The sequence below is a fragment of the Sphingomonas sp. genome, assembly GCF_039594485.1.
GTDB lineage: Bacteria > Pseudomonadota > Alphaproteobacteria > Sphingomonadales > Sphingomonadaceae > Sphingomonas.
Genome location: NZ_JBCNNI010000003.1, coordinates 149920 through 163580, shown reverse-complemented (window position 1 = coordinate 163580; position 13661 = coordinate 149920). Strand labels below are relative to the sequence as shown.

Here is a 13661-nt window from a genome sequence, read left to right as displayed (position 1 = left end):
GAAAGCGTCGCGCAGTTGAGCGATGATACCGCCGTCACGCTGCCAGCCATGGCCGCCTGACCATCCCGGCCTGGCCGGAGATCGCCGATGGCCACCCCTCAGCTACACCACCCCGGGGGGCACGACCGCAAGGTGCACTGAACTGGGCACCAAACTGTAGCACATAGGGTTCGGACGAACCAGAAACCGCTGTTTTCTGCGGGTTTCAGTGTGGCCAAATCATGGAACGGAATCCCTTCACCCGCTCCATCACGAACGCCTGCTCCCGGCAACCGGGCTGGATGCCAACTTCGCCTTTGTTCACTATCCATAGCGTCGCAGTTCATGGCGATATGACATGGCGGGTAGAGCTGGACTGAGTCACACATGATGGTACTTCGCACGGGACGGTGATCGATCCGCGGCGTTTCGATCGACGCCCCCTGTTCCCCGAGGTGATGAATCTCACAAGCCGTCCCGATTGGGGAAAAGCCGCAGGATCAGCGCCCCATCCACCGATTGTTGCAGTGCAAGGAGACGGTTAATAAGCGGTGAGGCGCGGCGGGGGGGCGCAATCGGGGGATGTCATGCGCACGTTGATCATCGCGATCCTCCTGACAGCCGCATCTGCCGTGATGATGGCCCTGACCTTCCCCTGGACCCGGGCGCCCGGCCCCTCCCCAGGTGGTTCGGCCGCCCGGGCCGCCGAACCACCCTCCTGCACATCCGCGCTGACCGGGCGCACCATCGGGTTGCCGGCAACGGGAGCGGGGTTCGGGACAAGCCAGCATCTGCCCGCCCTGCCGCTCGCCAAGGGCGAATATGTCATCACGATCGATGACGGCCCCAATCCCGCAACGACGCCCAAGCTGCTCGACATCCTCGGCCGCTACTGCGTGCATGCGACCTTCATGCTGGTCGGCCAGAAAATCGAAGCACATCCAGAACTCGTCGCGCGCATCATCGGACAGGGCAATGGGGCCGGAACGCACTCCTACACCCACGCCAATTTCGCGCAGCTCAACGACAATGGCCGGAGGATGGAGATCGCGTTGGGTAACGCCGCCCTGGTCGACGCGCTGGCCAATGCGCGCATTCCCTATCACAGCTCCATCTTCCGTTTCCCTGGTGGGCCGGGCGTGCCCAACACACCTCCCGCCGGCTGGATGGCGACGCTGACGCCACTACGACTGCGCGAGGTCGGCTGGGACTGGGCGGGTGACGACTGGAGCAATGCGCCCGCCGGGATCAGCTATGCGCGTCTGTTCCGCCATTCCGGCGACCGTGCCGTGATCCTGTTGCACGACGGGCCCGAACATACGCTGGAGCTGCTTCCCATGGTGCTGGCCGAAATCGAACGGCGCGGCGGCCGCATCGTGACCCTTCGTTGATTCGGATCCCATCATGACGTCCACCACCCATTCCGAAGCGGTATCCGCCGCACCACCGGAGCCCGAGGTCGATCTGCGTCGATCGGCGGTGGCCGGAGGCAGCTATCTTGCCGCTCGTCACGCCATGTCGGTGGTCCTGAAGATGATCGGCGTGCTGGTCATCACCCGCGTCCTGGGGCCGACGCGCTACGGCTCTTACGTGACGGCCTTCAACATCTATACCTATGCCCTGCTGATCGGGCAGGCCGGGGTGGGCGTCTATCTGCTCCGCCATGCCGGGCCGGTGACGGAGAATATCTACCGGACCGCCTATACGGTGCTTCTTGGCATCGCCCTGTGCCTGTGCGTCGCGCTTCAGTTCGTATCGCTCCATATTGCCGGCTGGACCACGGTCGAGGGATCGGGGACGGTGCTGTCGGTTCTCGCCTGCGCCCTGCCCTTCACCTTGACCACGGTCGCCGCGACCGCACGGCTGGAACGCAATCTCGACTATCGGTCGATCGCACAGGTCGAGGTGACGGCGCAGCTCATCTTCTATGCGGTCGGCGTGCCGATGGCGCTCGCGGGATATGGCGCGGTGGCGCTGGCCTGTGCCTGGCTGTTCCAGGAAGCGACCTCATGCCTGCTTGCCCATTACCGGGCACGGGTGCGCCCTCATTATGGCTTCGATGCCCGGGTGGCACGCGAAATGGCGCATTATGCCTCGTCCTTCTCGTTCGCCAACTGGGTCTGGCAGGCGCGGATGCTGGTCAACCCGCTCATCATGGGACCGCTGCTGGGGGCGCAGGCCGTCGGCATCATCGGCATGACCGTCGGCATCCTGGAGTTGCTCAGCATCGCCAAGACGGTCGCGTGGCGCCTGTCGGTCGCGGTGCTCAGCAAGGTGCAGCATGACACCGCCCGCCTGCGCAAGGCGGTGGGCGAAGGCATGGAGCTGCAGACCCTGGCGGTCGGCGCGATCCTGCTGGGCTTTGGCTGGTTCGGGGGCATTGCCGTGCCGATCGTCTTCGGCGATCGCTGGGCGCCGGTGATGGAACTCTATCCCTTTGTCGCCTTATCCTATCTCAGCATCGCGACGTTCAACGTCCATTCGGCGGTCATTTCCATCCTGAACCGCAATCATGTGCTGGGCGTGGCGAACGTCGTCCATCTCTCGCTGTTCGCGGGCGTGGCCGCCCTTCTTGCGCCGCGCATGGGTTTCTATGCCTATGGGATCGGTGAGTTGGCGACGATCCCCGTCTATTTCGCCTTCCACCTGATCATCGCGCGGGCGATCGGAACCCCCAATTATCGTCTGACCATGCTATGGTGGCTCGCCACCGCGATCGGCCTCTTCTGGCATCATATCGGCTATTGGGCGATCCTGGTGCCCTTCCTGGCGCTGGGCGTTCCGACGGAGTCCCGGCAGCGCCTGCTCGCCTATGTCCACATGGTCCGCCGCCGTCCCGGGAGCGTCACGGCATGACCCGGGGATCACCGCGCCAGCGTTTCCTGCTGATCGAAGGCGGCCGCGGCGTCGCGGCGCTGCTCGTCGTCCTGCATCATGTCGGCTCGATCATGGCCGAGGGACGCTTTTTCGGTGCGCAGCCGTTCGGCGGCCATCTGAGCAACTTCAATGTCGGCGTCGATTTCTTCTTCGTCCTCAGCGGCTTCATCATTACCTGGATCCACCAGGCGGATATCGGCCATGCCGATCGCCTGGGCCGCTTCGCCCGGCGGCGGTTCCTGCGCATCTTCCCCCCCTATTGGGCGATCCTGATCCCCCTGCTCCTCCTGTATCTGGCGTTTCCGAACCTTGGTCGCGATCATCAGCGGCAGCCGGTCAACATCCTGCTGTCCTTCCTGCTGCTTCCGAACACGGTCCATCCGGTGCTGGGCGTGGCCTGGACCTTGACCTACGAGATCATGTTCTACGCCGTCTTCGCACTCATCATCGCGATGGGGCAGCGCGCTTTGTGGCTGTTCCCCATCTGGGCCGCGACGATCATGGCGGTGGCGGTGCGCGGTGTCGCCTTGCCCTTTCCACTGGGTTTTGTCTTGAGCCCCTATAATCTGGAGTTCATCGCGGGCGTCGGCGTGGCGCTGGTACTGCAGGGTCACCGCGTGCCCGCCCCTCGCCTCGTCACGGCGGCCGGTGCCGCCCTGTTTCTCATCGCGATGCTGGTCGGCCTGCACCTCCAGGACGATCCCCTGCGCGGGCGGCTGGTCTTCGGCGGTACGGCCTGTCTGTTCGTCCTGGGCGCGGTTGAGTGGGAGCGGACGCGGACATTACGCCTGCCCGGCTTCTGGATCCGACTGGGTGAGGCCTCCTTTGCGATCTATCTGATCCATGTACTGGCCATTTCCTTTGGCACCAGCCTGCTGATCAGGCTGGGCGCACGGCCATTCCCCCTTCCGCTGGTCGGCACGATGCTGGCCGCGATCGCCGTCCTGGCGGGCTTGGCCTTCCATCTTCTGGTCGAACCCCGTGCCGTCGCGCTGGCGCGTCATCTTCTCGACAGAAGGCGACAGGCAGCGACGGTCATGTTGAACAACGGATGATCATGACCGCTTCCTCGCTGTCCACTCCCGCACCCATCGCCACCACGACCGATGGCATGTCCGTCGCCCCGGACCGGCCGAATGGCTGGTTTCAGGCGATGCTGGTCTTCATCCTGGTCGTACCGCTGATCGGGACCTTCTATCCGCCCGAAAGCTATTTCGGCTCCTGGGGCAGCGAGAACCAGGTCGAGGTCCTGCCCTATCCCATTACCCCGGTCCTGCTGCTGATCTTCTCCATCGCCAGCCTCGGCATGTATCTGGCGCTGCGGCAACGACAGCGGCCGGTGCACGAGCCGATGGCCTATCTCTATCTGCTGATCGCCTTTGCCAGCATCACGATGGCCGCCAATCCGCAATTTGCGTTTCAGCGCGCCTTGCGCCTTTTGCCGCTCGTTGCGTTCGGCGTGCTCTATGCCCAGATCCTGCCCGTGCGGCAGATGCTCCGCCTGATGGCGATCGCCTTTCTGATATCCGCCACCCTGTCGATCGCGATCAGCATCGCCCTGCCTTCGGTGGGGAGAAGCGCCAACATGGTCGGGGAATATAGCGCGGCGTGGCGCGGCGCCACTTCGCACAAGAACTCCGCCGGTTACAGCTATGCGCTGGGCGTGATCATCTCCAGCTTCGCGCTGGGCACGCGCTCGGTCAACTGGCGGATCGGACTGGCGGCGATCGGGGCCTGCCTGGTGATGGTCGTGATGGCCAATTCGGCCACCGCGCTGATCGGCATGGTCATCTCGCTGGCCCTCGCCGGATTTATCGAGGGGATGCGGCGCATGCCCGGAGATATGGCGCCGGTCGCGCTGATCTGTGTCGTGATGTTCATCGGAGCCGGGCTGTTCCTGTTTGCCGCCGACCCCGACATCTCGCGGTTGCTCACCGGACGCGACGCGACGCTGACCGGGCGTACCGACATCTGGGATGCCGTGCGCGACAAGATCTCCGCCCGTCCGATCTTCGGTTATGGCTATGCCTTCTGGGGCATCGAATCGCCCGATCGCAGCGCGATCTGGCGCGTGGTCGGCTACACGCCGCCGCATTCCCACAATTCCTGGCTGGATCTGCGGCTACAACTCGGGCTGCCGGGTTTTCTGGCGATCGCCGTGCTGGCGGTCAGCGGTCTGCTTCGCGCCACCATCAAGGCGCTGGGCCGCCGGGGGCCGACAGCGACCCTGGCGCTCACCATCCTGATCTTCGTGATCAGTCGCTCTTTTACCGAAGTCCAGTTTTCCGAACCGGGTACGGCGGGCGTCTTCTGGCTGGTCTGGGCTGCCACCCTAGCCCGTCGCGCCTGATCCCCATTGCTCTTTCCCCAATGATCAACCCACGGCACATCTAGAATTGCCATTACGAGCAATATCTGAGCCAAGCGATCCGTTTTGCACGGCCCCCGGATCATGGGCGGGACGCCGTGTCGTCCCGCCCGACGCCGCCTGATCCGTCAGGGCGTGGACTGCACGGCGGACAGCGGCCCCCTTTTCGCCACCTTCACCGTCTCCGCCATCAGCAGGTGCATGGCTGTCGCGGGGTGCACGCCGTCGGATGTATAGGCGCTCCGCACCACCGCGCCCGCCGGATGGGCGCGTGCGAAGTTCAGCGGCTGGCCCAGCGAGTTGCCGAGCCCACGCGCTGTCCAGGTGCCGTCGCCATTGGCGCTGACCGCCCGGACGGTGATCGCCTCGGCATTGGTCGTGCCGGGTTCGATGACAAGATTCTCGCCGATCTGCGGCGCGACCGAGCCGGTGATCACCGCCCCGCCATTGGTTGCGCTGGTGGAGGTCGTGATCGCCGCTGACAGGGTGCCGCCGCCACTCGCGGAGTAAGGCGGAATAGCCCATTTGGGCATGGCCGATCCATCCGGGGCCGCGCGGACCGGCGCAGCCACATCGACCACCTGCACCAGCCGGGCAGGCTGCGTCTTCAACCAGCCATCGACCCTGTCGAGAATGGTCGGGGTCGCCTCTCGCGGGCTCTGCCCCTCCAGGCTCGTCCATTGATCGCTGCTGTTCGACTTGGGCGTGATCGTCGATTGCAGGATCGGCACGCCTGGAAAATGGGCCGTGAGCCAGTTCCACCAGGCCCGATAACGGTCCTCCATCGCCGCGAACGTCACCTCATCGCCCTCGGTGCCCGTCAAACCCAATGCTCCGGGGGCGAGGTCGTTGCGACCCAGTTCGGACCAGATCGCCGTCATCGGCCACATCCGCCCACCGTTCAGCCGATCCCGCGCGAACCGGAGGATCGCATGGCGCGCCGCGAAATAGCCCGGATCCAAACGCATGAAATCGATCATGCTCGCGCCGTGACTGGTGAAATTGCCGATGCCGATCCGCCCGCCATCCGCCTCGTCCAGCCCTCGCGCGATGCCGCCGACCACATTGCGCGGCGACGCCAGATAGAGCGGGTCGTCGGCCTGCTGGCCAATACTGTCGGCCAGCAAAAGGACGGACGCCTGCCCCTTGAACGGCACCAGCAACTGCACCGGACCGATGACCCCGTTCGAGGCATAGATGGCGGTCCCCGAGATAGCGCCGCCATTGCGTTCGGCGGAAGCATTGGCGGCCTTCCACCGCCGGACCTCGTAGAAATTCGTCAGCGCCAGCCCCGCCGGGGAAGGATTGCCCCCTTGCGGGCGGCGACCGCCCGACGGCGTCGTGATCGAATAGCGCAACCATCGCGGCTCGGCGCCTGGAGGAACCCAAAGCATCGCGAAGCCGCCATCAGGCATCGTCGCACTTGACCCGCCGTCGAAGAAGCTCAGCGGAGTCACCCCGCCGCCGCCGCCCGGCCGCTCGAATGCGACCGCCCAGTCGATGACGTTGGCATTGCCGGGATTGCGTTCACGCGCAACCGGACTGCTCGCCGCCGAACCAGTCGAAAGCGCGAAATTGGCGAACACGACCCAGCCCCCGTCGGGCAGTGCGGGCAGCCACTGATCGACCGTTTCGTTCAACTGACTGGCCGATGGCGCGAAAAATCCCGGCGCCACCGAGAAACGCCAGGGCGATGGCCCAAAGACGAAACGCGGTCCGCCGCCACCCCCTGTCGCCACGGGGCTGGCCGATCCCGGACTCTGCGCCGTCGCCAGCCCGGGCATGACTATCGTCAAAAGCAGGAGCAGGGCCTGAAACAGCAACCGGCTCATTGCGGAATCCTTGCCAGCACGATGTTACACCCCGTGGTTCCACTCAGCGCCGCATCGACGACGGAACCGCTGCCGAAACTCAGGACCGTACCCCCCATGGTATCGGCAGCGGTCTTGGTCAGCATCGTCGTCATCGTAACCCCGTCAGGCCCGCGATACCGGATCGCGACCGATCCATAGGTCTGGCACGCCTGGGTCAGGACATAAGCACCGCCCGCCAGCGTGGCCAAGCCCATCGGGGTGTTGGCCGACACCAGTTGAAACGATTCCTGCTGCGAGATGACCGGCATCGGCGTCGCTGGCGTAACCGGCTGCCATGGCCCGCCCACCGATCCGTAGCCGACCGCCTGACCGGGCACGAACGGCGCGGGCAAACGCACCTCCTGCGCGTTCGCCGCCATGGTCATGGCCATCAGGCCCATGACCCCGATCGATATCCTGAACAACCGCATGCGACTCCCTCCCTTTTCGAACGCCCCCTTATGTTCATGGTATGTTCGTGTAGGACAGCGACATTTTTGTCAGGGTGCCTTAACGGCCTGGAAAGCTTATTCGTTACATAAGCCGCAAACCACAGAGCAAGGTTACCGCGATGCCCGACGTTCAGGACACCGTTACAACGGCCTCCACCGCCCAGCCGGTGTCCTTTCAGCCGCAGCGAATCGTGGCCGCCGATCTCGACGATGGCAAAGCCATGCGCCGGGGAAGAATCGGCAGTTCCCGCACGATCAGCCCCGCCAAGCTGGCCGCCCTGGTGGGCCTGGGCGTCCTTTGCTGGGTGCCGGTCGCCGCGATACTGGTCGCGCTCCTCGATTGACCTGACGAACCGGCGAACCGCCCGGCGCGTCGCCGGGGCCGGCATTTCATGAGCGGCCTCGTGCCTTGCCCCTGAAAATGGTCAATGGCGCGTAAACCTATCCCCTGAACCTGCCTGCAACGGCTGATCCAGCACGGTCTTCCTCGATTTCGAGGAGATCGGCATGGTTTCTTTATCAGCGCGAGCGACCACGCAATCCGCGCTGCTTGCCTTGGCGGTGACGACGCTGAGCGCCACGGGTGCAGAAGCCAGGAGCGCGCCCGGGGGTTTCATCCAGCCGGGTCAGGCAACGGCAGCGCCGCGCGGCTTTGTCGAGATGTGCGAAAGCGGGGTCGAGCCCGGCTTCTGCTCGCCGACCCGCCCCGTCGTCGCCAGCGCCACGATGGTCACCGCAGGCCTGAGCGAACGGACGGCCGAGCCTCTGCCCGGCGGCAATCCGATTGCGGCCATCGTCAAGCGTGATGCTCTGGTGTCGAGCACCCCCTCCACCGCCGCGCTTTCGACGGCGTCGCATCCTTCCGGCTGCATGAGCACGCCCTGGGATCGCCGCCTGGACCTTGCGCCCCATCTGGTGATTCCTGCAGGCGACATCGAACCAACGCCACGGCTCGACTGTTCAACCGCCACCACCACGCCGATCGGCGTCCCCTCCCCCTGGCAGGGGTTCGATCCGCCTGCCCTGATACCGGCGATCGCATGGCGGCGCGACGAAAGCTTCGACCTTGCGCCGGCCGCGGGCCGCTCACCGCCCACACTGGCGCATGCGTCGCTATGGGGCAGCCCCGGTCCCTGCGCTCCAAGCGCCATCGCCAGCATGTTGGCGTCCGTCTCGACGCAGCTTTGCGCGTTCACCTTGCCCGAACCACCCCCACCCGCCCGCGCGGCGGCGGAGGTGCCGACCACGCTGTCGGACGCCGCGTTGAAGACCTTGCTCAAGAAGGTGAATCGGCATGTGAACGGCCGAGTCCGCCAGCGCTCCGATGCCGAAATCTATGGCGTCGGCGAGCTGTGGCGGCGCAGCGGCGTCGGCGATGGCGCAGTCGGCGATTGCGAGGACGTGGCGATCGAAAAGCGTGCCGAACTGGTCGCGGCGGGCTTCCCCTCGGACCGGCTGGCGTTCGCGGTGGTCTATTCGCGCGCCTCCGGCCTGCATACTGTCCTGATCGCGCGCACGGAGAAGGAGGATGTGGTTCTCGACGGACGCTCGCCCTATGTGACGGGCTGGTCGCAGGTCGACTATAGCTGGATCAGCGTCCAGTCGATGAACGACCCGATGCTCTGGTATGCCCCCCGGCGGCAAGACACGGTCTGACGGTAACCGGACAGCCGGGCGGTCGACAGACGACCACCCGGCCTCGTTCGATCACTCGCCGTAATAGCCTTTGTACCACCGCGCGAAACGCCCAAGCCCCTCGTCCAGACGAACCTTGGGGTCATAGCCGGTCAGCGCGTGCAGCTTCGACACATCGGCATAGGTGGCGGTGACGTCGCCCGGTTGCATCGGCTTCATGATCTTCACCGCCTCACGCCCGATCGCCTTCTCCAACGTCGAGATCATGTCCATCAGGCCGACCGGGTGGCTGTCGCCGATGTTCAGCACCCGGTGACCGCCGCGTTCGGGCGGGTGATCGAGCGCGCCGAGGATCCCATCGACGATATCGTCGATATAGGTGAAGTCGCGCGCCATCTTCCCCTGGCCGTATACCTCGATCGGTTCGCCCGCCAGGATCTTCCGGGTGAACGAGAAATAGGCCATGTCGGGCCGCCCCCAGGGGCCATAGACGGTAAAAAAGCGAAGGCCCGTCTGGGGAAAGCCATAGAGCGTCGCATAGGACTGGCTCATCAACTCGCAGGCGCGCTTGGTCGCGGCATAGAGCGAAACCGGCGAGACGGACGGTTCGTCCTCGCTGAAACCCGCTCCCCCCATCGGCTTGTCGCCATAGACCGAGCTGGACGACGCATAGACGAGATGCTCGAACGCCGGCTGGTGCCGACATGCCTCCATGATCGACAGATGCCCGGCCAGGTTGGAGCGTTCATAGGCGAACGGGTTGTCGATGCTGTATCGCACGCCCGCCTGTGCGGCCAGATGGACGACCCGCGTGATGCCGCGATCGGCAACCAGTGCGCGGATCGCCTCCGCATCGGCGATGTCCATGCGATGGAAGGTGAATTTGTCCTTGCCCTGGAAGGTGGCCAGCCGCGCCTCTTTCAGCGAGGGATCATAATAGTCGTTGACGATGTCGACGCCGATCACCGTCTCTCCCCGTTCCAGCAGGCGATGCGCGGTGGCGTGGCCGACGAACCCGGCCGCGCCGGTCACGAGAATGGGACGATCGGTCACGGTCAACGCCCCACCGCGGAACGCGCCGCCCTCACCCGATCCGCAGCACCCCGATCCCTTGTTGCAATCACAGCAATCCACATATGGCGAGCCCCCACCCTGTCAGCCATCTGGACATTCGCATCGCTGCGATGCCCCCAACAGGCTTGCAGTGCCGCTCCCGCCCCCTGTCCGACAAGTCCGAAAACCGGCACCCTGCCCCAAAACTGGATGGTCGGTCAGATGCCGTCGGATATGACGCGGTGCCCCGCCGCCTCCAGTTCGGCGGTCAGGTGGCGCAGGCAGGTATCCGCCAGGACCGGATCGGGACTGCGAATCACGAAATTGGCGCCCGTGCGCCCCTCGCGGAAAAAGGGGTAGCTGCCGATCGCGACACCATCATGCGCCTTCTCTGCGGACCTCAGCAGCTCGGCAACCTCGCTTTCGCCGACCCAGCAGCCGATGGTGCGCGACACGACCGGACGACCGCCCTCCAGCGTGCCGGTCAGCGCATCGAGCATGCCCGCCGTGATATGGGGCACCCCCGCCATGATGAAGATATTCCCGATTCGGATGCCCGGCGCGCCGGACACGCGATTGGGGATGAGCGACGCCCCCTGTGGCGTTCGCGTCATCCGCGCGCGCGCCACCGTCAGGCCGCCCCGATCGACATAATAGCGCTCCAGTATCGCGCGCGCTTCCTCATGCTCGATCACCGGAACGCCCAGCGCCTCGGCGATGGCATCGACCGTGATGTCGTCATGGGTCGGACCGATCCCACCGGTCGTGAACAGATAATCGTTGCGGACGCGCAACGCGTTGACCGCCTCCCCGATCGCGTCGGTCCGATCGGCGACGACCCGCACCTCGGCCAGCCTGATTCCCTGGACATTCAGCCAGGTGGCAAGCTGCGCGACATTGCGATCCTGGGTGCGCCCCGAAAGGATTTCGTCGCCGATCACGATCAAAGCCGCGGTCCAGACACGCTCGGGGGAAGAGGCAGATTCCATGGTGCGGGACATAGCCTCGCAAAAACCGCCGCGCCACGCTATATCGCCCGTCATGACCGATTATGTGACCGTTTCCGCCGACGCGCCGCAAGGCCGAACCGGCGCGATCAAGCTGTGGGGCCGCGAGGCTTTCGACGGGATGCACAAGGCAGGCCGCCTCGCGGCCGAGACGCTCGACATGCTTGTCCCGCATATGGTGCCGGGCGTCTCCACCGCCGAGATCGACCGGCTGATCCACCAGTTCATCCTGGAACGCGGCGGTGTACCCGCTACGCTGGGCTATCGCGGCTATACACATTCGACCTGCATCTCGATCAACCATGTCGTCTGCCACGGCATCCCGTCGGAAAAGACGCTGAAGTCGGGTGATATCGTCAATGTCGACGTGACCCCGATCGTCGATGGCTGGCATGGCGACACCAGCCGCATGTACCTGATCGGCGACGTGCCCCTGAAGGCGCGCAAGCTGGTCGAGGTCACCTATGAATGCCTGATGCTGGGCATCGAGCAGGCCAAGCCCGGCAATCATATGGGCGATGTCGCCCATGCCATTCAGCGTCATGCCGAAAAGCACCGTTACGGCGTGGTCCGGGATTTCTGCGGCCATGGCCTCGGGCTGTTGTTCCACGACGCGCCGGAGGTCGTCCATGTCGGCCGCCCGGGCACCGGCCCCGAGTTGAAACCCGGCATGATCTTCACGATCGAGCCGATGATCAATATCGGTCGCCCCGATGTGAAGCTGCTCGACGATGGCTGGACGGCGGTGACGCGCGACCGGTCGCTGTCGGCGCAGTTCGAGCATTCGATCGGCATCACGGACGAGGGCTGCGAGATTTTCACGCTGAGCCCGGCAGGCTATACCCAGCCACCGTATAGCTGACCCGATGCTGCTCGACGCGATCCGGGTGGCGGCGCGCGATCGCGCCCGACTGGCCGAGGTGATCGCCACCGCATCGCGTTTCGGCGTCGACGTGCTGCTTGCGCGGCTGGGGCTCGATCCCGCGCGGCGCGATCCAGATGCCCTGCCTTTCGACCTGCCCGCCCGCACGCGGCAGGCGATGGAGGCGCTGGGGCCGGTCTGGGTCAAGCTCGGCCAGATATTGGCGACGCGGGCCGATCTCCTGCCGCCGGAATGGATCGCCGAGTTCGAACGCCTGCACAGCGCCGCACCGCGCCTGCCGTTCGAGCAGCTTCGCGCCCAGGTCGAGGCCGCGCTGGGCGAGCCCCCCGAAAGCGCCTTCGCCCGCTTCGATCCAGAGCCCCTGGCCGCCGCGTCGATCGCACAGGTCCACCGTGCGGTGCTTCACGATGGAACCGAGGTGGCGCTCAAGATTCGCCGCCCGGGCATTCGCCCACTGATGGAGGCCGATCTCCGGCTGCTGACGCAACTGGCGGCGATGGTCGAGGCGACCAATGCCGAGGCCCGTCGCTATGGCGCGGCGCGGATGGTCCGCGAACTCGGCCGCGACATATTGGAAGAGCTGGACTTCACCAACGAAGGCCGCAACGCCGACCGGCTCCGCGAGGATTTCGCCGACGACCGCCGCGTCGTCGTGCCGACCATCCACTGGGCCCATACATCCGAGACGCTGCTGGTGATGGACTTCATCGACGGCGTCCCGCCCCGCAATGCGGCGCTTCTTCGCCAGGCGGGAATCGATCCCGCCGCCATCGCCTCGATCGGCGCGGACATCGTGTTGGAGATGACGCTCATCAACGGGCGTTTCCATGGTGATCCGCATCCCGGCAACCTGCTCTGCCTGCCGGGCAACCGCATCGCGATGCTCGACCTGGGGCTGATCGGCCATGTCAGTCCGCGTCGGCGCGAGGAGGTGATCGCCTTCACCCAGTCGATCGCCAACAGCGATCCGACATTGCTCGCGGAGACGATGAAATATTGGTCGCAAACCGATGATATCCCACCCGATCGCTTCCAGGCCGTGGCCGATCGGCTGGTCGCGCGACATGGTGGTGGAACGCTCCGGCTGGCGGCGATCCTGGGCGACATCTTTCCCGTGCTGCGGGAAGAGCGGATCGTCCTGCAACCCGACATGCTCCTGCTGTTCAAGGCCCTGATCACCATCGACGGCGTGCTGAGCGGGATCCAACCCGATTTCGAACTGTCCGGCGCGCTTCGCCGGGCGAGCACGCGAATCATCGAGGCCAGGCTGTCGCCAGAGCGATGGACCCGGCGCGCAGCGGCCCTGGCGCTGGAACTCGATCGGCTGGGGGATGACCTGCCCCGGTTGATCCGCGCGACGACGCGAAAGCTCGAAAGCGAGCCCCCGTCTCTGTCGACCACCGGAATCGAGGACGCGATCCGCCTCGGCGCGGGCTGGATCGCGGGCGCGCTGGCATTGTCCGGCGTGGCGATCGCGGTGGCGATGCGACTGGGTTAGCCTCTTCGCGAAGAGCGATAGTGACGAACCCGCGACACCTCGCTAAAGGCGCGGGC

The 13661-nt window shown here is 65.5% G+C and carries 12 protein-coding genes; 8 read left to right on the top strand and 4 right to left on the bottom strand.

Annotation, left to right across the window (positions count from 1 at the left end):
• The first annotated feature begins 566 nt into the window (after positions 1–566).
• Genes ABDV78_RS02340 through ABDV78_RS02325 form a run of 4 tightly spaced genes read left to right on the top strand, consistent with a single transcriptional unit; the run spans position 567 to position 5206 of the window.
• Positions 567–1370, top strand: a complete 804-nt coding sequence (locus tag ABDV78_RS02340; RefSeq protein ID WP_343525576.1) for a polysaccharide deacetylase family protein — start codon at positions 567–569, stop codon at positions 1368–1370.
• Positions 1371–1383: 13 nt separating this feature from the next.
• Positions 1384–2835 carry an oligosaccharide flippase family protein gene (locus ABDV78_RS02335; RefSeq protein WP_343525575.1) on the top strand — a complete coding sequence of 484 codons (1452 nt, stop codon included), beginning with the start codon at positions 1384–1386 and terminating at the stop codon, positions 2833–2835.
• The gene (locus tag ABDV78_RS02330) at positions 2832–3911 is read left to right on the top strand and encodes an acyltransferase (RefSeq protein ID WP_343525574.1); all 1080 of its coding nucleotides are present in this window, start codon (positions 2832–2834) and stop codon (positions 3909–3911) included. The genes ABDV78_RS02335 and ABDV78_RS02330 overlap by 4 nt, the downstream gene beginning before the upstream one ends.
• A gap of 2 nt (positions 3912–3913) precedes the next feature.
• The gene (locus ABDV78_RS02325) at positions 3914–5206 is read left to right on the top strand and encodes an O-antigen ligase (protein WP_343525573.1); all 1293 of its coding nucleotides are present in this window, start codon (positions 3914–3916) and stop codon (positions 5204–5206) included.
• A 146-nt stretch (positions 5207–5352) separates the two neighbouring features.
• Here the strand turns inward: ABDV78_RS02325 and ABDV78_RS02320 are convergent, their stop codons facing one another.
• Both ABDV78_RS02320 and ABDV78_RS02315 read right to left on the bottom strand, forming a co-directional pair.
• Positions 5353–7056 (bottom strand): hypothetical protein, encoded by a 1704-nt coding sequence (locus ABDV78_RS02320; RefSeq protein ID WP_343525572.1) that lies wholly within the window; start codon positions 7054–7056, stop codon positions 5353–5355.
• Positions 7053–7508: a hypothetical protein gene (locus tag ABDV78_RS02315; protein WP_343525571.1), complete on the bottom strand. Its 456-nt coding sequence runs from the start codon at positions 7506–7508 to the stop codon at positions 7053–7055. Before ABDV78_RS02315 ends, ABDV78_RS02320 begins: the two co-directional genes overlap by 4 nt.
• Before the next feature lie 140 nt (positions 7509–7648).
• On the opposite strand from ABDV78_RS02315, the gene ABDV78_RS02310 reads away from it, so the two are divergent.
• Both ABDV78_RS02310 and ABDV78_RS02305 read left to right on the top strand, forming a co-directional pair.
• Complete coding sequence (locus ABDV78_RS02310) at positions 7649–7873, top strand: hypothetical protein (protein ID WP_343525570.1); 225 nt, start codon at positions 7649–7651, stop codon at positions 7871–7873.
• A gap of 163 nt (positions 7874–8036) precedes the next feature.
• A complete protein-coding gene (locus tag ABDV78_RS02305; protein ID WP_343525569.1) occupies positions 8037–9185 on the top strand; it encodes a transglutaminase-like cysteine peptidase in 1149 nt (382 codons plus the stop codon).
• Positions 9186–9236: 51 nt separating this feature from the next.
• On the opposite strand, the gene ABDV78_RS02300 is transcribed toward ABDV78_RS02305, so the two are convergent.
• Together ABDV78_RS02300 and ABDV78_RS02295 are read right to left on the bottom strand one after the other, a co-directional pair.
• The gene (locus ABDV78_RS02300) at positions 9237–10217 is read right to left on the bottom strand and encodes an SDR family NAD(P)-dependent oxidoreductase (protein ID WP_343525568.1); all 981 of its coding nucleotides are present in this window, start codon (positions 10215–10217) and stop codon (positions 9237–9239) included.
• A gap of 218 nt (positions 10218–10435) precedes the next feature.
• Complete coding sequence (locus ABDV78_RS02295) at positions 10436–11206, bottom strand: molybdopterin-binding protein (protein ID WP_343525567.1); 771 nt, start codon at positions 11204–11206, stop codon at positions 10436–10438.
• Between the two features lie 52 nt (positions 11207–11258).
• On the opposite strand from ABDV78_RS02295, the gene map reads away from it, so the two are divergent.
• Positions 11259–12086 carry a type I methionyl aminopeptidase gene (map, locus tag ABDV78_RS02290; protein WP_343525566.1) on the top strand — a complete coding sequence of 276 codons (828 nt, stop codon included), beginning with the start codon at positions 11259–11261 and terminating at the stop codon, positions 12084–12086.
• A 4-nt stretch (positions 12087–12090) separates the two neighbouring features.
• On the top strand, positions 12091–13605 hold the full coding sequence (locus tag ABDV78_RS02285; RefSeq protein ID WP_343525565.1) for an AarF/UbiB family protein: 1515 nt from the start codon (positions 12091–12093) through the stop codon (positions 13603–13605).
• Positions 13606–13661 lie beyond the last annotated feature (56 nt).